Source organism: Streptomyces sp. NPDC059582 (assembly GCF_042735715.1).
In the GTDB taxonomy this organism is placed as follows: domain Bacteria; phylum Actinomycetota; class Actinomycetes; order Streptomycetales; family Streptomycetaceae; genus Streptomyces.
In genome coordinates, this window is the sequence record NZ_JBHWCC010000055.1 from 1 (window position 1) to 16,643 (window position 16,643).

Annotated in this window: 14 protein-coding genes and 1 pseudogene; 7 read left to right on the forward strand and 8 right to left on the reverse strand. The window is 69.6% G+C overall.

Annotation, left to right across the window (positions count from 1 at the left end; genetic code table 11):
* Nucleotides 1–255: 255 nt before the first annotated feature.
* A complete protein-coding gene (locus ACFV0T_RS33935; RefSeq protein ID WP_385787840.1) occupies nt 256–1,029 on the reverse strand; it encodes a glycosyltransferase family 2 protein in 774 nt (257 codons plus the stop codon).
* Nucleotides 1,030–1,285: 256 nt separating this feature from the next.
* Here ACFV0T_RS33935 and ACFV0T_RS33940 point away from each other — a divergent pair, with 256 nt between their 5' ends.
* Nucleotides 1,286–2,191 (forward strand): hypothetical protein, encoded by a 906-nt coding sequence (locus ACFV0T_RS33940; protein WP_385787842.1) that lies wholly within the window; start codon nt 1,286–1,288, stop codon nt 2,189–2,191.
* Nucleotides 2,192–2,213: 22 nt separating this feature from the next.
* Here the strand turns inward: ACFV0T_RS33940 and ACFV0T_RS33945 are convergent, their stop codons facing one another.
* Entirely contained in the window at nt 2,214–2,390 is a 177-nt protein-coding gene (locus ACFV0T_RS33945; protein WP_385787844.1) for a hypothetical protein, read from the reverse strand.
* A gap of 241 nt (nt 2,391–2,631) precedes the next feature.
* A complete protein-coding gene (locus tag ACFV0T_RS33950) occupies nt 2,632–3,462 on the reverse strand; it encodes an IS5 family transposase (protein ID WP_385787846.1) in 831 nt (276 codons plus the stop codon).
* Between the two features lie 74 nt (nt 3,463–3,536).
* Here ACFV0T_RS33950 and ACFV0T_RS33955 point away from each other — a divergent pair, with 74 nt between their 5' ends.
* Nucleotides 3,537–3,665 (forward strand): hypothetical protein, encoded by a 129-nt coding sequence (locus ACFV0T_RS33955; protein ID WP_385787849.1) that lies wholly within the window; start codon nt 3,537–3,539, stop codon nt 3,663–3,665.
* Between the two features lie 62 nt (nt 3,666–3,727).
* On the opposite strand, the gene ACFV0T_RS33960 is transcribed toward ACFV0T_RS33955, so the two are convergent.
* The 3 genes from ACFV0T_RS33960 to ACFV0T_RS33970 form a co-directional block, all read right to left on the reverse strand.
* Nucleotides 3,728–4,831, reverse strand: a complete 1,104-nt coding sequence (locus ACFV0T_RS33960; protein WP_385787852.1) for a WD40 repeat domain-containing protein — start codon at nt 4,829–4,831, stop codon at nt 3,728–3,730.
* A 768-nt stretch (nt 4,832–5,599) separates the two neighbouring features.
* On the reverse strand, nt 5,600–6,718 hold the full coding sequence (locus ACFV0T_RS33965) for a fatty acid desaturase family protein (RefSeq protein ID WP_385787855.1): 1,119 nt from the start codon (nt 6,716–6,718) through the stop codon (nt 5,600–5,602).
* A 7-nt stretch (nt 6,719–6,725) separates the two neighbouring features.
* Nucleotides 6,726–7,781 carry a ferredoxin reductase gene (locus tag ACFV0T_RS33970; RefSeq protein ID WP_385787858.1) on the reverse strand — a complete coding sequence of 352 codons (1,056 nt, stop codon included), beginning with the start codon at nt 7,779–7,781 and terminating at the stop codon, nt 6,726–6,728.
* A gap of 87 nt (nt 7,782–7,868) precedes the next feature.
* Between ACFV0T_RS33970 and ACFV0T_RS33975 the strand changes: the two genes are divergently transcribed.
* The 5 genes and pseudogenes from ACFV0T_RS33975 (at nt 7,869) to ACFV0T_RS33995 (ending at nt 13,737) form a co-directional block, all read left to right on the forward strand.
* The gene (locus tag ACFV0T_RS33975; RefSeq protein ID WP_385787861.1) at nt 7,869–9,008 is read left to right on the forward strand and encodes a helix-turn-helix domain-containing protein; all 1,140 of its coding nucleotides are present in this window, start codon (nt 7,869–7,871) and stop codon (nt 9,006–9,008) included.
* Nucleotides 9,009–9,570: 562 nt separating this feature from the next.
* Entirely contained in the window at nt 9,571–9,909 is a 339-nt protein-coding gene (locus ACFV0T_RS33980) for a thioredoxin family protein (protein ID WP_385787863.1), read from the forward strand.
* Between the two features lie 923 nt (nt 9,910–10,832).
* A complete protein-coding gene (locus tag ACFV0T_RS33985; protein WP_385787865.1) occupies nt 10,833–11,159 on the forward strand; it encodes a glycosyltransferase in 327 nt (108 codons plus the stop codon).
* A 242-nt stretch (nt 11,160–11,401) separates the two neighbouring features.
* Nucleotides 11,402–12,043 carry a carbonic anhydrase gene (locus ACFV0T_RS33990; protein ID WP_385787867.1) on the forward strand — a complete coding sequence of 214 codons (642 nt, stop codon included), beginning with the start codon at nt 11,402–11,404 and terminating at the stop codon, nt 12,041–12,043.
* 493 nt (nt 12,044–12,536) lie between these two features.
* Nucleotides 12,537–13,737: pseudogene (locus ACFV0T_RS33995) on the forward strand (RNA-guided endonuclease InsQ/TnpB family protein).
* A 92-nt stretch (nt 13,738–13,829) separates the two neighbouring features.
* On the opposite strand, the gene ACFV0T_RS34000 reads toward ACFV0T_RS33995, so the two are convergent.
* Nucleotides 13,830–14,807, reverse strand: coding sequence for an L-threonylcarbamoyladenylate synthase (locus ACFV0T_RS34000; RefSeq protein ID WP_385787870.1), 978 nt, complete (start codon nt 14,805–14,807; stop codon nt 13,830–13,832).
* A 424-nt stretch (nt 14,808–15,231) separates the two neighbouring features.
* Nucleotides 15,232–16,560: an FAD-dependent oxidoreductase gene (locus ACFV0T_RS34005; protein ID WP_385787873.1), complete on the reverse strand. Its 1,329-nt coding sequence runs from the start codon at nt 16,558–16,560 to the stop codon at nt 15,232–15,234.
* Nucleotides 16,561–16,643: the final 83 nt, after the last annotated feature.

Consider the following 16,643-nt stretch of genomic DNA (forward strand, 5'->3'; position numbering starts at 1 on the left):
TGAACTGCTGGACCGGCACCTGCACCACCTGTCACCGCCCCCTGCCCAACAAGAGGCCACCAAGATCAAGACAGACCTAACGGAGTCCTACTAGTGCCGTGGCAGGCAACGTTTGCCCGTGAAGGAGCGGCGTCCGGTGCGTGCTCCCGGCGGGCCGGCCGGAAGTCCTCGTACTGGGCGTACGTGGGCTTTCGGCCGGTGCGGCGGGAGTGCGTGCCGGGCGTCGCGACGGGGCCAACGTTGCCTGTTGCGGCACTAGATGCGCGAGTTGCGCAGCGACTGCCACACGGCGCCGGCCAGTGCCCGCGTCGCCCGCGGGACCGACAGATGCTCGTGCTCGCGGTACAGGGCCCAGTTGTATTGCACGAGCGAGAGCTTGTTGGAGGACAGCGATCCCGCCTGGTGGGCCCTGTACACCGCAAGCGGCTCAGCCAGGCCCCGGGCGTCAGCGCCGTCCCTCATGATCGACAGCCATAGGGCGTAGTCCTGGCGCTTGCGCATCTCCGGCATCAGCCTCGTGCCCAGGATATTGCGGTCGTACATGGCGGTGAGAGCACCGATGTGGTCCTGGACCAGCATCGCGCGATAGTCCACGTGCTCCCGCGCACGGACCACCCGCCCGTTCGCAACCCAGTCGGTGCTCTCGCCGTCGTAGTCGGCGGCCATCTTGAAGTACGAGGTGAACGTCAAAGGCGTATCGCCTTCCGCGGCGAAGGCGAGCTGCTTCTCGGTCTTCTCCGGCAACCACATGTCGTCGCTGTCGAGGAAGGCGATGTAGTCCCCACGGGCCCGCTCGATGGCGAGGTTGCGAGCCCGGCCCGCACCGCCCCGCTCGGGTGCCGACTTCGGCAGAACGCGCTCGTCCTGCTCGGCGAACTCGCGGAGCAGGTCCATGGAGCCATCGGAGGACTGGTCGTCGGTGACCAGCAGCTCCACGTCGCTGTGGGTCTGGGTGAGCACCGACCGGACGGCCGCGCCGAGGGTGGCCGCCGAGTTGTACACGGGCATCACGACAGACACCAGGGGCACAGCGCTTCTCCTTGCCAGACCAGGAACTACGCTCCATTCAAGCACTGCAATCGAGTAGCGGCTGCCATGCAGATAGCTGTCGCTGGTCAGAGGGTGATATGAAAGTTGATGTCCGATTCGTGACCGGGTTGAGTGAGGCTGGCGGGTCGGGTGTCCGTGTGAGGGGTCAGGGGCCGGGCTGGGTGAACATGCCCCGCGATCCGGAGTGAGTCTGGTCAGTGTGAGCCCGTCGAGGTGTTGTGGCACCATCCCCGTTGTGGATGACCGTACGGATGACGTGGACTGGTCCGGCTTGTTCCATGCCTCGGGCCCCGCTGGCGACACGCCGCGGCGTCTGGCAGCTCTCCTCGGCGACGATGCGGAGGCTTTCGTCGACGGGTACTCACACCTGTGGTCGGAGACGCTTCGCCGCGAGGGCAAGGCCTGGCCTGCGACGGCCCCCACCGCGATGCTCGTCACCGAGCTCCTGGACAATCCGCTGCTGGGGCCCGACGATCCCTCGCTGCCCGATGCCATGCTCGCCTATCTGTACGCGATCGGCGCCGCCGCCGACCTCGGCGACCGGGCTGCGGAGATCCGTGCTCGGGTCGAGGACCGCACACCGGAGCTGCGGGCCTGGACTGTCGAGTACGTGTCGTCCGACGCAGATGGCAGGGCCCGGATGTGGCAGGACGGCACGGGGCTCGGTGAACTCGTCCTCGATCAGGCGGCGCTCGCCTGCTTCGACGTGGTTCCCGTGCTCCTGCGGCGAACACTGCCGTACCTCGCGTCGGAACGTGCCAGGCGCAGAACCTGCGCCGCCGCAGCAGTTGGGTCACTGGCGCGGCATCCCGCGGCCTCCGCGCAACGTTCGGAGCTGCTGAAACAGTTGACGTCGATGGCCCGGGCCGCCGATTCCTCGTACGACCTGGCGACGATTGTGATCGCCATCGGCGACCTCGGCGGCGACACGCGCCCCTGGCTAACTGCCCCGCATGCAGGCGTTCGGGCCTGCGCGGCCCTGGCGCCCGACCTTGTCGGCGACGACACAGCAGAGCACGTGCTCGTGGAACTGGAGCGGTCGCCGCAAGCGTTGAGCAAGTCCTTTGGCGACCTGGCTCCACCCCTGCAGCTCCAGTTCAAGTCGTACCAGGATCTGCTCACAGGGCTACGCGCGAGCTGATGCCCGGTGTCCGCGACGGGGGTTACGGCCGCGGCAGGGCGAACAGCCCCTGCTCGGTCTCGGCCAGGATTCCCCGCCCGGCGAGCCGCTTGAGCTTCAGGCGGACGTTGTTGATGTTGCTGGGCGCGATCTCCACGTCCACCGCCTCGCATACTGCCCGCGCCCGCAACGGGGCATCGGTCGCGGCGAATACGGCCATGATCTGCTGATAGGCAGGATGGTCCGGCAGTTTCGCGGCCGGGGGCTCGGATGGTGGTGGATCGGGCAGCTCCAGCAGCGTCTTGCGGGTGATCCGGATCTCTCGGCGGCGGTGTCGAACCCGTCCAGCAGTGCTGTCAGTTCCGCGATTTTCTCCCGGGCCGCCTCGGCCTGCGCGGCGATCTCCCGCTCCCGCTCCTCCAACCGGACCAGTACCGCCCCCAACGTCAGCTCTCCGCCGGTCATGCTCCACGCCAGGCAGGGGTGGAGGTGCCGGTCAGCATCCTCGACATCCGGTCGCTTATCGCCCAGTACACCCGTGACTCGGCCGACGCGGTCCGGTGCTCGTAGTCGCGCACCAGCCGGCGGTGCAGCATCAAGATCCCGTTCGTCTGCTCCACGATCCACCGCTTGGGCTGGGGGACGAAACCAGCGTCGGCCGGGTTGCGCTCGACGACTTCAACCTCGATGCCCACCTGCCGCCCGTGGTCCACGACGGTCGTCTTGAACCCCTGGTCCACCAGGGCCTTCGTCAGGGTGCCGGCGTTCGCTGCGACCTTGTCGAGCAGGGCGGTGCCGAAGGCGTTGTCGTGGACGGAGGCGGCGAGCACCACCACCGCGATCATCAGTCCGAGGACGTCGACGGCAAGGGCCCGCTTGCGACCTGGCACCTTCTTGTTCGCGTACCGTCCGGTCGTGCCGGCCGGTACCTCCGCGGCGGCGTGCAGGCTTTGGGTGTCGAGCACCACCAGGCTGGGGTCGGCTAATCGGCCCCTCTTCTCCCGAACCTGCCAGCGCAGCAGGTCGTGGATGGTCTGGTCGGTGCCATCGTCGCGACACTTGTAGAAGTAGTACTTCACCGCGCCGGCGGGCGGCAGATCGTGGGGGAGGTAGTCCCACTGGCAGCCGGTGCGGGACTGGTACAGCAGGGCGTTGACGATCTCCCGCATGCCGTAGTTGCCTTGGTGGCCGCTGACGGAGCGGTGTCGGGCCTTCCAGGCGGTGATCACTGGCTCGATCAGGGCCCAGCGCTCGTCGGATAAGTCGCTCTTGTGGGACTGGCGGTCGCTCACGGGTGGCACTCCAGCACGCCGAGCCTCCCGAGCAGCGGAGAGGGCGGCGATGCCACACGTTCCGGTGACGTCAGATGCGACATTACATCGCATACCGCCCTCTCAAGGACGCGCGACGGATGGCGGCGGTGCTGCCCGACGCCGAGTTCGACTACGGCAGTGCCCGCCTCATGGCGGCCCTGCAGGCCTGTCGTACGGCGTGACGGTGGTACGGGTCTGCTCGTCGGGCGGTTGATCCCGAACTCCGGTACTCGACTGCGTGGCGCTACGGGGCTGGTCCTTCTGGCGGGTGGGTGGTCGCTGCTCGGGCCGGCGAGTGCGGGGTGAAGACCGCCAGGTCGGGCCCGAAGCCCACGGTCAGCCGCCCGTCGGGTGCCATGGCCAGGGCGGTCACTTCCGAGGGGAAGGTCAGGTCCGGGCTCACCTGGCGGTGGGCGACCAGGTCCCACACGCGTACCGTCCGGTCGTCGCCACTGGCGGCGACGACCGGACGGCCCTCGACCACGCCCGTGGCGAGCGCCCACACCGGGCCGGTGTCGGCGGCCGACGGCATCCGCCCGTCTGCTTCGGCGCCGGCGGTGACGTCGTACACGCGGACCTGCCCGTCCCAGCTCCCGGTGACGGCGAGGAGGTGACCTTCCACGACGGCGGTCGCCAGCGACACGCGCTGCCGGCTGCCCCCGGCCAGGGGCGCGGAGCGGCCCTGATGCCGTTGCCCGGTCAGACACCACAGGTGCAGGCTGCTGTCGTCGTGCAGCGTGACGGCCTTGGCCTGGCCGTCCACGACGGCCGTCGTCACCGCGACCACGGCGCCGACGCCTCCCGCAGCCGAGCCGCCTTCGAGATCGGCCACCGTCTCTCCCGTGGCCGGGTCCCACATCAGCAGCCGCGGGGCGCTCTGCCTGCCGACGAGGGCCAGGAGAGAGCCGTCGACCACCGCCGTCGCCACCGACCACGCCCCGCCGGCGAGACGCGCCAGTGGGCGGCGGGCGGCCAGGTCCCAGGTTTGCACCGGCGTGGACGGGCCGGCGACGACGGCTACGGGGCGGCCGGCCACCGTCTGCGTCGCCACGGCCCACACCGGGCCGCGGGCGGGCAAGGGGGCGCCGATCCGCTCTCCTGTCGCCACGTCCCACACCAGCGCGTCATCGTTGTCGCCTCCGGTCACAGCGATCGCGCGCCCGTCGAGCACCGTGGTGGCCACGGAGCGCACCCAGTCGCCCGGGCCGGCCACCGCTCCGGCGGCCCCGACGGGGGTGATCAGGCCGCCGGTTGCCCAGTCGAGCCGCCACCCGCTGCACGGCATCTCCGCTCGTATCGCCGACGGCTCGCCGCCGATACCGTCCTCATGGATCCGGTCCGCCGTCATGACCGCGACGTTAGCGGCTTGCCCGCACGAAACAGAACCGGGAATCCCTGCCGGGCGCGGTGGCGTCAGCCCTGGGGCGACGCGCCACCAGCGCGACGGCGCAGCCATGTCGCCTCCGCGGGCTTCAGATTGAGTTCGGCGAGTTTGGCCGTGGCCGCTTCACGGACCGTGCCGAGGGGTCGGTTCGTGAGCCCTTGCGTATGCCGCGCAGCAACAGGCCCCGCCCCAGTCGTGCGGTGAGTCCGCGAACATCCGCGCTGCCCACGGTCACCAGAGTCATCGCCAAATCCGCGGCGTGGTCACCGGCACCCGCGTTGCGGGGTAGCAGGGCTGGGGTGCAGGCCAGCGGACTGTAAGCCGGTGGTCGTCTGGGCCGGGGCGCGCGGAGGCCGTTCGGCCACCCGGGGATGCGCAAGCGCCAGGACTACGCCCTGTGGCTGTCGATCATGAGCGCACAAGAAGTACGTCCCACCGGCCAACTCCCCGGCGACCGCCTCCAACGTGCACCCGTGACCATGTTCGCGCCGGCCGGTACCCCGCTTCTGACTGTGTCCCAGGGCGAGATCCTCTTCGAGCTGGAAAGGCAACCGCACCTCTCCGAGGGCTGTGTGCTGAGCCCTGGCGCACGTCCAGGCGGCGCAGCCGGACACCGGGCTGCCCGATCCCGTGTCGTACGGTCAGATACTGCGGCCGCCCACCGTCCGCAACGGATCTCACCGAACCCGGCGGTGCCGCCGGTGCCCGAAAGATCTGAACCAGTACCGGGAATCAGGCCGTGACGAGCTCCTGCTCGCGGTCCGGTGTCTTGACCTTGGGCTTCTTGTTCGGCAGCGAGAGCCGGATGACCTTGTGCCACGCGGAGAACACCTGCTTGGGCAGCGGTCCGGTGACGTACTCCAGCTCGTACTTTTCGAAGAGCGCGCGCACCTTCACCGCGACTTCGGCGTACCGGTTGCTCGGCAGGTCCGGGAACAGGTGGTGCTCGATCTGGTGCGACAGGTTGCCGGTCATGAAGTGCATGGCCCGGCTGCCGCTGATGTTCGCCGAGCCCATCATCTGGCGCAGGTACCACTGGCCGCGCGTCTCGCCCTTGATCGACCGGCGTTCGAAGACCTGCACGCCCTCGGGGAAGTGCCCGCACATGATCACCGAGTGGGACCAGATGTTGCGGACCAGGTTCGCGGTGAACGTGGCGGCGAGCGTGGTGAGGAACGACGGGCCCGACAGCAGCGGGTGGATCACGTAGTCCTTGAGCACCTGCTTGCGGATCTTGCGGCCCACCGCCTTGGCCCTGGCGCGGAACTCCGGGTTCTTGCGGCGGCGCTTGTGCAGGTTCTTGCCGAGCTCCAGGTCGTACGCTGCGATGCCGTACTCGAAGAAGCAGGCGTTGATGAAGTTCCACAGCGGCTGGCCGAGGTGGAACGGGTGCCACTTCTGGTCCTCGTCGACGCGCATGATGCCGTAGCCGAGGTCGTTGTCCTTGCCGATCACGTTGGTGTACGTGTGGTGCAGTTCGTTGTGCGAGTGCTTCCACTGGTCGGACGGCGAGACGTGATCCCACTCCCACGTGGTGGAGTGGATCTTCGGGTCCCGCATCCAGTCCCACTGGCCGTGCAGGATGTTGTGGCCGATCTCCATGTTGTCCATGATCTTCGCCACGGACAGACCGGCGGTGCCGAGCAGCCACGCGGGCGGGAAGAACGAGAACAGCAGCACGCCCCTGCTGACCAGCTCGAGCTTGCGCTGCGCCGAGATGACCTTGCGGATGTAGGCGGCGTCCTTCTCGCCGCGGCTAGCGATGACCTCGTCGCGGATCGCGTCCAGCTCGCGGCCGAGCTCCTCGATCTGCTCCGCGGTCAGGTGGGCGGTGGGGTCGATGGCGGTCAAGGTGCTCCTACCGTTCGATGGCGCAGGGGCCCGCCGCGGCGGACACGCAGGTCTGGATGAGGACGCCCGGCTCGGCCTCGGTGATCTCGCCGGTGCGCAGGTCGCGGACGGCGCCCGCCTTGAGCGGCGTGATGCAGCCGAAGCAGATGCCCATGCGGCACCCGGAGGGCATGAGCACGCCGGCCTCCTCGCCGATGTCCAGCAGCGGTGTGGCGCCGTCCGCGTCGACGGTCTTGCCGGTGGCGCTGAACGTGACCTCGCCGCCGTCGCCGGCGACGACGATGCTGGGGCGGAAGCGTTCGGTGTGCAGGCGCTCTTGGACGCTGTGCTCGGTCCAGTGCTGTTCGGCGGCGTCGAGCAGGCCCGCGGGCCCGCAGGCCCAGGTCTCGCGTTCGGCCCAGTCGGGCACGAGTTCGTGGAGACGGGCGATGTCGAGCATGCCGTCCGTGTCGGTGTGCACCTCGGTGAGCCGCAGCTTCTTGTCCGCGACCAGGCCGTGCAGTTCGTTGCGGAAGATCACGTCGTGCGGCTGTGGCGCGCAGTGGACCATGACGACGTCGTCGAACTCGGTGTCGCGCAGCATGCCTATCACGGGCGTGATGCCGCTGCCTGCCGTCAGGTAGAGCACCTTGGCGGGCTTGGCCTGCGGCAGCACGAAGTCACCGGTCGGCAGGTCGAGCTGGATCAGCGTGCCCGGTTTCGCCCTGCGGACCAGGTGGTTGCTGACCTTGCCGTCCGGGATCGCCTTCACGGTGATCGTGACGCGGCCGTCCTGACGGTTCGTCGGCGAGGTGATGGAGTAGGCACGCCACAGGCGCACCCCGTCGACGTCGACCCCGATCCGTACGTACTGACCGGCCGTGTGGCCGCGCCAGCCCCGTCCCGGCCTGATCACGATAGTCGCGGCGTCACCCGTCTCGGGGTGCACGGCCTCGATGCGCCCCCGCAGGTCGGCGCCCGCACGCAGCGGGCTGACCAGGTCGAGGTAGTCCGACGGCAGCAGCGGCGTCGTGACCATCTCCAGCAGTTTCCACGCCCTGCTGCGGAGGGCTGTGCTCGTCATGGCCTCAGCTTGCTGCGTCTCAGGGCGTAAAGTCCTGACCGCAGGACGTGAATCTGATCGGCTGAATTGTTCGCAGGGAACAAAAACGTGAACCATGCAATCCGGAGGGCCAGCGAACTGGCCCTGGACGAGACGACGGTCACCGCACTTCGGGCCGCGCTGAAGAGCACCGCCGACGAGGTCGTCCAGGCGATCATCGACGAGGTCCCTCCCTACGCCAACGCCCTTTCGGGCCGCATGGGCGGCACCATCCGCCGAGCCGTCCGCACCGCCCTGGGGCACTACCTGGACCTCGCGAGCGGGAACGCCACAGGCGGCGACGGCGGTGACGCGGCCTACGAGCTGGGCCGCGGCGAGGTGCGCGACGGCCGTTCGATGGACGCCCTGCTCAGCGCCTACCGCGTCGGCGCCCGCGTGGCCTGGCGATGCCTGGCAGCGGGTGCCGTACCCGCAGGTCTGCCCGCCGCCGAGGTCGCCAAGTTCGCCGAGCTGACCTTCGCCTACATCGACGAGCTCTCCGCCGCGAGCGCCGCGGGCCACGCCGACGAACTGGCCGCCCGGGGCAGGGCCCACGAGCGCCACCTGGAACACCTGGCCCGCGACCTCCTCGCCGGCGCGAGCCCGGACGTGCTGCTGGTCTCTGCTCAACGGGCCGGGTGGCAGCCTCCGGTTTCACTGACCGCGGTCCTGCTGCCCGCCGCCCAGGCCCGGCCCGCCTACCGCACGCTCGACGTGAGCACCCTCGTCCTCGACGATCTGCCGGACGCCACCGGTGTGCTGTTCGTCCCCGACGCCGACCGGTCACATCTCCTGCGGCAGCTGACCGACCGCACCGCCGTGGTCGGGCCGGCCCGGCCATGGGCTCGTGCGTCAGCCTCGTACGCACGAGCCGCACGCGCGCGCTCCCTCTCCTCTGATATCCGCGACACCGAGGACCACCTGCCCGAGCTGGTGCTGAGCGCCGACGTGGACGCGTTCGCAGACCTGCGTGCCCGAGCTCTCGCACCGTTGCGGACCTTGCCTCTCGCCACCGCCCGGCGGCTGGAGGAGACGTTGCGGGCGTGGCTGTTGCACCAGGGCAGGCGGGACGAGGCGGCGGCGGCGTTGTTCGTCCATCCCCAGACGGTCCGGTACCGGATGTCGCAGCTGCGGGAGCTGTTTCCGGATCTCGCATCGCCACAGCGGGTCCTTGAACTGACGCTGGCGGTCGGTCTTCGGGTCAGCTGACGCGTACTTCGACCGTCCACGCTGGCGTCCGCGAGCGGTCCAGGAAGCGTGCCTCGTTCTCGGTGCCTTCAGCTGGCTCCTGCGGGCTGGAGAACAGCGGTCTCAGCCAGCTGAGGACCGGGGGCTGATGTGAAGACCAGACAAGGCCTCGGGAAGCCCGTCGAGGGCGCTGTCTCTGAGAAGCGCGGTGGCGGATACGGCTCGACTGGATCCGGTGGACGATGCGCACCGGCCCAATCGTCGACGCGCTCATCGAGCATCTGGTCGGTGATCTGGGCCGCTATGTCCTGGAAAACAGCTTTCATGTCACCGTGGAGGACGCTGTCCTGGCACGAGCCGACCCACGGCCGCGGCGGGCTGCAGCTAGGTGACCGGCGGGGCCGGCCAGGCCGGGTCACCAGGGGCGGGGGGCCGCGCCGCTCGCGCCGGGGACCACCGAGGTTCTGCGACGGCCCCGTGCCTGCCTTCCGACAGGTCAACCGGACGACCGACCGGGCGGGCCTGGCACACCGCGCGAGGGATGATGGGGATGGAATGACGGAACGTAAGGTCAGGAGTTTCCATGGCGCAGCGGGTTCACCGACCCCGTGAGGACGCGGAGTTCGATTTCATCCTCGGGATGAGCGAAGTTCCGGTCCTCGCCTACTTCACCGGGACATGGCCCAAGGCGATCGAGCCCTGCCGGGTGATGGACCTCGTCGTGAGTGGCATCGCCGACGAGTACACGGGCCGCCTGACAGCCGTCCGCGCCGACATCACGCGTTGTCCAGCCGCAACCGAGCGATACGGGATCACCGGAGCCCCGTCCTACGTCCTGCTGAAGGAGGGAGAGGCGGTGGCGCACGGCACGGGGCCTATGACCATCGCCGAGGTACGGAAGTTCCTGGACGGCCACCTCTGAGCGGCCGCTGCGCCACGTGGGCGCGACGCCCGTCACGTCTCGTCTATGGGAGCTGCGCCGCCTGAGACACCTTGGGGCTGAGACACCCCCACAGGTCACATAACCCCGTCCAGCGCGGTCGCGTCCGGCAATTGCACGGCCCCGGCCACGACTTCCGGAATTGAGGCTGCCATCTCGGTGCCGCGCCTGGAGCGGAGCACACCCGACCCGCGGGGCCTGCCCGTCCGCCTCTCGCTGAGCACGCGGGCCGGTAGCGGCCGGGGGCGACCATGGTGATGATCAGGTTGTCGGGGGCGGATATTTCGCAGCCGTGCGGACCCGTTGAATTTCAGGCTCGTTGTTTGAATCTTGGTGGGCTCCATCGTCGCCTGCACCCACTGCGGTACCCGGGGTGGCGTACTGCCTGCCCAGCTCGAATACGTGGGCGACCTCGACGGCGCGCAAGCCGCTGAAGTGGCCCTCGCGGCAGGTACCGCAGCCGCTGTGTTCGGTCGCAGCCGGCCCCCGCGAACGGCCCCCTGCGATGCGCCGCTGCTGTTCAGCCAGCCACCCGTGTGTGCCCGGCGCGTGCGCCCCGCAGCCAGGCGTGGCCACCACCATCTGCCTGAGCGTCCCCGCTTCCGGCCCGATGCCGCGCTGGATGTACAACAAGACCCAGGTGACCGGGCTGCCGCTGCGCGCGGACCTCGCCGATGCCAAGCCCGAAGCGCTGCGCGAGCATCTCGGCGCTCCCGCCGACAAGCAGGTGCTGCTGATCTTCTGCGGAAGCAGCGGATCGCAGCGCATCAACACCGCCGGCCGCGCGCAACTGGACGCCCTGTGCGAGCGGTACAGCGTGCTGCACGTCGTCGGCAAGGGCAATCTCGACCCCCAACTCGCCGGGCCGGCCCGGGTACTGGCAGCTGGAGTACCTGCACGACGACATGCCCCACGCCCTGGCGTTGGCGGACCTCGTCATCGGCCGGGCGGGGGCCACCACCCTGGCCGAGCTCGCCGCCCTGGATCTGCCCGCCGTCCTGGTGCCGCTCCCCGCCTCCGTCGGCCGCGGCGACCAGCTCGACAACGCGCGCGCCTACGCCTCCGAGCACCCGGAGCACTGCCGTGTCGTCGCCGATGAGCAGCTGACCGACCCCGGCGCGCTCGTCCAGGCCTGCGCTGCCCTGTCCGTCGTCCCCCGCGGCGGACAGGGCGCCCGTCCGCGGCCAGAAGCCGCGGCCGAACGCATCGCTGCGAATTGCCGCTGCCGCTAACCAATGCCATCCGGAAGATCAGCGGTTACGGAGTCAGTCACCCATTCGCAAAGCTGGATCAAGACTTGATCTGCATCGTCGCCGTACAGGGCGGGGCAGCTGCGCCGGGCACTGAGGTTCCGTATCGAGGCCGCCCTGGCCCGGCGCCTGGGGGCGGTGTCCAAGCCGTCGGCGTGGCCCGACCCGGAGCTCCAGCGGGGCCAGGCGGTGCGACGGCTGGTGCCGGCTCGTAGGCTGCGGGTATGACTGAGATCAAGACCCCGACGCCCGGCGACGCCTTCAAGCTGCTGCTGGCCGGTAACCAGCGCTTCGTCGCGGGCGCCCCTGAGCACCCGAACCAGGACGCCACCCGCCGCGCCGAGATCGCACCGGCCCAGCAGCCCTTCGCCGTGCTGTTCGGGTGCTCCGACTCCCGGCTGGCCGCCGAGATCATCTTCGACCGCGGCCTGGGCGACCTGTTCGTGGTGCGCACCGCAGGCCACGTCATGGGTGCGGAAGTGCTGGGCAGCATCGAGTACGGCGTGGACGTGCTGGGCTGCCCGCTGGTTGTGGTGCTGGGTCACGACTCGTGCGGTGCGGTCGGCGCGGCGTGCGCAGCGCTGGAGGGCGGCATGGCGCCGGCCGGGTACGTCCGGGACGTTGTGGAGCGGGTGACTCCCAGCGTGCTGGCGGCGCGGGCCGCCGGACGGGTCGAGCCGGAGGAGATCCTCGCCGAGCACATAAGGCAGACCGTCGACCTGCTGCTGGACCGCTCCCGGGTGCTCGCCGAGAAGGTCGCCGCCGGGCAGGCCACCGTGGTGGGTCTGTGCTACCGCCTGGCTGATGGCAGTACGCAGCTCGTCGCGTCCCGCGGCCTCGTTGCGGCGGTCCCCGCCTCGTCCTGACCGCCCAGGCCGTGGCTGTCCGGCGTGAGTTGCCTCGGTCGCAGGACACCCGAATGGGAATGGAAGGGCCCCCGATGGCTCACGGAGTCCACCCCGCGCCCAGCACCGTCCCCCGCGCCGACCTGGCGCGGGCCGCGGGCTGCGAGGTGCGCCAGGGATGGGGAACGGTCGTCACCGACGACTGGCGGCACGAGCTGTGCCTGGCCGGCCAGACCAGTGGGCGCTCAGCCGAATCCGTCACCGGTCTCTCCGAGGATGCTCCGGCCTTCAGGTCGGGGAGGAATCGTATTCCTGTGGAGCAGGGCAGGGAAAGGGCAGTCGCCGCCCGGGCGATTGGCCGTCAGCGCAGGCCGGGTGGCAGTCGGCAAGCAGCGGGTGGCCAATTCCTCGTGACCGGAGACGGTATGCATGTCAGCTTCCTCAACGGGGCTTTGGCACGTTCTCGTTGAGGTGATCCATTTCTCTTTCCTGGGATACGATCTTTCTTATGACGATGCCGCAGGCTGCTGCCGAGGTGTCCGGGAGTGCCCGGTACACCTACCGGCTGCGTGTGTCGTCGACCGCCCGCGACCTTCTGAATGGCGAGTGGGCGCGTTGCCGTTGGATATGGAATGAATGCGTCGCCCGGTCCAAGAAGGCCCACGCTGGTGGTGAGGTGTGCGGGCCGGCAGCCCTGGACCGGCATGCTGACGCAGGCACGAGCGTGTATTTCTTGGCTGGCGGAGGGTTCTTCGGTGCCGCAGCAACAGACCATCCGGGATTTCGGGAAGTCCCGGGCGAAGGCGTTGAAGGACGTCAAGGACCGGCTGCCGATGCGCCGGCGAGCCGGGATGCCGAGACACAAGAGGAAGCGCGATGCGCGGCCGACGCTGAACTACACGCGCCGGGGCTTCCGACTGAAGGACGGCCGTCTGCATCTCGCGGGCGGGATCGTGCTGACGGTGGTGTGGTCGCGTGACCTGCCCTTTGACCCCTCGAGTGTGCGCGTCTACCAGGACACTCTCGGCCACTGGTACTGCTCGTTCGTCGTCCGGGCCCAGCTGCAGCCGCTCCCGGAGACCGGGCAGGTGCTGGGCGTCGACTGGGGTGTGACGGAGACAGCCACCACCACCTGCGACGCGCATGATCTGCCGCATCCGGAGTTCGGGAAGCAGGCAGCGCAGCGCCTGGCCCGGTATCAGCGGATGATGGCGCGTCGGCGGCCTGCCCGGGGGCAGGCCGCGTCCCGCGGTTACCGCGTGGCGAAAGCCCAGGCCGCGAAGTTGCAGAAGAAGGTGGCCCGGCAGCGGCAGGACCATGCCCGGAAATGGGCGAAGTGCGTCGTCGCCGGCCATGATGCGCTCGCCGTCGAGGACTTCAAGCCGAAGTTTCTCTCGAAGACCACGATGGCGCGGAAAGCTGCGGACGCGGCGATCGGCGCGACGAAACAGGCCCTGCTCGAGATGGGCCGTAAACATGGACGGGACGTCCACCTCGTCCATCCCGCCCACAGCACGATGGACTGCGCGGCATGCGGTGCGAGAACCAAGCACCAGCTGCCGCTCGGCGAGAGAATCTACACCTGCACCGTGTGCGGAACTGTGTCCCCGAGGGACAAGAACTCCGCACGCGTGATGCTTATCCGGGCAGGTCTGAGCCCGGCTGGCGTTGATGGCGGAAGACCTTCCGGAGCGCCGCTCCGGAAGGCAGCCTGAGCCAGGAATCCCCTCCCTTCAGGGAGAGGAGCAGTCAAGAATCCACCCGGCATGCGTGTCCGGGAGCTTTGACGGCACAGCGTCGGTGCTGGTCACGCGGTGAGCCGGGGCCCTGCGGCGCGGCGGAGCCGGTTGGCGACCGCCAGTCCCAAGCCATCCTCCACCGGCAAGGACGCGACGATGAGGTCGCACCCTTGCTGGTCGAGTTCCCGCAGAAACCCGTACAGGCCGCGCGCGTAGGCGGCCATCGAACCCGGCACCGCCACCACGACGTGTGCCTTCACCGGAGTGTCGGCGAAGGAGGGGGGAAGAAAGACGCCCACCTGATGCCCCAGCTCCTGCGCAAGCTCCGCTTCGGCGACGACCTTCTCGGGCTCGACAAGGACGACCCGCGCCCTCGGCGCATAGTGGGACGGATGCTGCCCCGGCACCCGAACGCGGCTCGTCGAGTGGACCGCGAGCGGGCACCCCAGCACCGCTTCGAGGTCCTCGCGCGTCACCCCGCCGGGCCGCAGGATGCTCGGGATCTCGCCGGTGGCGTCGACGATCGTAGACTCGACGCCGACCTCGCAGGGGCCGCCGTCCAGCACGAAGTCGACGGCATCACCGAACTCCGCACGGACGTGGTTTGCGGTAGTGGGGCTGACTGAGCCGAAGCGGTTGGCGGACGGGGCCGTGACACCACCGCCGAAGGCCGCCAGCAATGCGAGGGCGACAGGGTGGTCGGGCACACGCACAGCCACCGTCTCAAGGCCACCCGTCGCTTCGAGGGGAACCCGGCGACCGCGCCGCAGGACCAGTGTGAGTGGCCCCGGCCAGAAGCGTTCGGCCAACAGGCGCGCCGTCGCCGACACGTCCTCGACCCAGTCGTCCAGCAGTTCCGCGCCGCCAAGGTGGACGATCAGCGGGTGGGAGGGCGGACGCCCCTTGACCTGAAAGATACGCGCGACGGCGGCGGGATCCTCGGCGTTCGCGCCCAGACCGTAGACGGTCTCGGTCGGGAAGGCCACCAGCCCTCCGGCGCGCAGCACACCGGCCGCCTTCTCGATATCACTGGTTCTTGCCGTCACTCTCGAATCCTCTCACTGCTCCGCTCTCCCACGGCCGAGCGCACTCGTGCCCGGACGAACGAAAGCTGTCACGGCGGCCCGGAGCACTGCCAGATCGGCCCGGTTCAGCGTAGAACCCGCAGGCCCGACTCCGGCTGGCCGGGCGTCGCCTGGATCACGTTCCCGGGCGATCAGGGCCCCCAAGTACCCAACGAGCCGGCGACTCCGGCGTTCCGAGCACCCCGAGCTCCATCAGGATCCCCACCAAGATCATCCCCTGAACGCTATTAGCTGTGCCACCGGTCAAGGCGGCAGCACAAGGAGGACTGCCGCCGTGCTCGCCGATCACGCGGCAGCCGTTCCTTCCATGCGCCAAGCCGTGAGCACCGAGCACCTTCGCGACCGGTCCACGTTCATGGAACGTGGATGCACGTGCGCGCCAGGTTCAGTGAGCGACGACCCATCGAGCGGCATCGCGGGCAATGCGAGCGGCGGCGTACTCCGTTCCGGCGACGAAGCGCATCATAGGGCCGAACATCGGGGCGGCCATCGAACCAGTGAAGTACAGGCCAGGCATGGATGATTCGAACATACCGGTCAGCTGAGGGGCCTTGGAGCCGGGCACGCGGACGATGCCGCGCCGCAGTGCCGGGGCGAGAAAGGCAAGCACGTCGATGTCGAGGCGGTAGCCGGTGGCGGCCAGCACATGGTCGACGGCCAGACTCTCCGAACCGCCCGGCCCGGTGAGGTCCAGCCGGGCCGTGGAGCCTGATGTCTCGGCGCGGATGACGCGGCACGAGGTGCGCACTGGCACGACATCCTCGACCCGATGGCGCAGCCACCAGCCGCCCGAGGGTCCCAGCGCCCGGCGGAACAGCAGCAGCCGGGCGGCAGCAGGAAGCCGCAGCACCCAGCCGGGTGCCCGGCAGACCGCGGCGAGAGTCCAGCCCGTCCCCAGGGGCGAAGAGGGCTGCGCGAGCCGCCGCGGCCACGGCCGGCTCGGCTGCGGAACCGTGCCCCACAGAACGCGCCGCCCCCGCACCAGCACCTGGACGTGGGCTCCGGCCTCGTGTAGCAGAGCGGCGCTCTCCAGCGCGGACTGACCTCCCCCGATGACCGCAATCCGCTGTCCGGCATACCGCGACAGGTCGCTGTGGTGGCTGGTGTGCGACACCAGGGCCCCGGCTCCCGGCCCTTCGGGCGAGAGGCGCGCCAGGTCCTTCGGTATGTGCGCCAGTCCGTTCAATCCGGTCGCCATCACGACGGCCGCCGCTGTCAGCTGTCGTCCGTCGTCGAGTCCCACGACGAACCCGGAAGTGCTTGGACCGCGGTCGACGCTGGCGACCCTGGCTGCTTCAACGTCACCGACGTACTGCTTCTGGAACCACTGTCCGTAGCGCACGAACACGTCGCACGGGATCGGTGTCAGTTCCGTCAGCTCCGACTCACCGTGCGCCCTGCGGAAGTCTGCCAGCCGTCCGCCCGGCTCGGGTGCAGACAGGTCGACGGCGTCCGGGGTCGACTTCAGGTACATCCCCGTGGCCATCGCGTGCCGCCAACTGCCCATCACCTCCCCGAATATCCGCACCGGAACGCCGGCGGCCCGCAGATGAGCGGCCACCGACAACCCATAAGGGCCAGCGCCGATCACCACCACCGGCAGTCCTCCGTGCCCGCCGACCGCCCGCCCGCGGGCAGGCCGCTGCCCTGGAAGCGACTGCGACACACATCCCCCACCGATCAGCCCACCGCCCTCCCCAGGACAGTGCGGCACCTCGGAACGCCGCGGCGGCCAACGGCCACCGCACGCGATCCCCTCTTCCGCGACCGAGTGTGACCCATCAGCCGCTGCCTGTG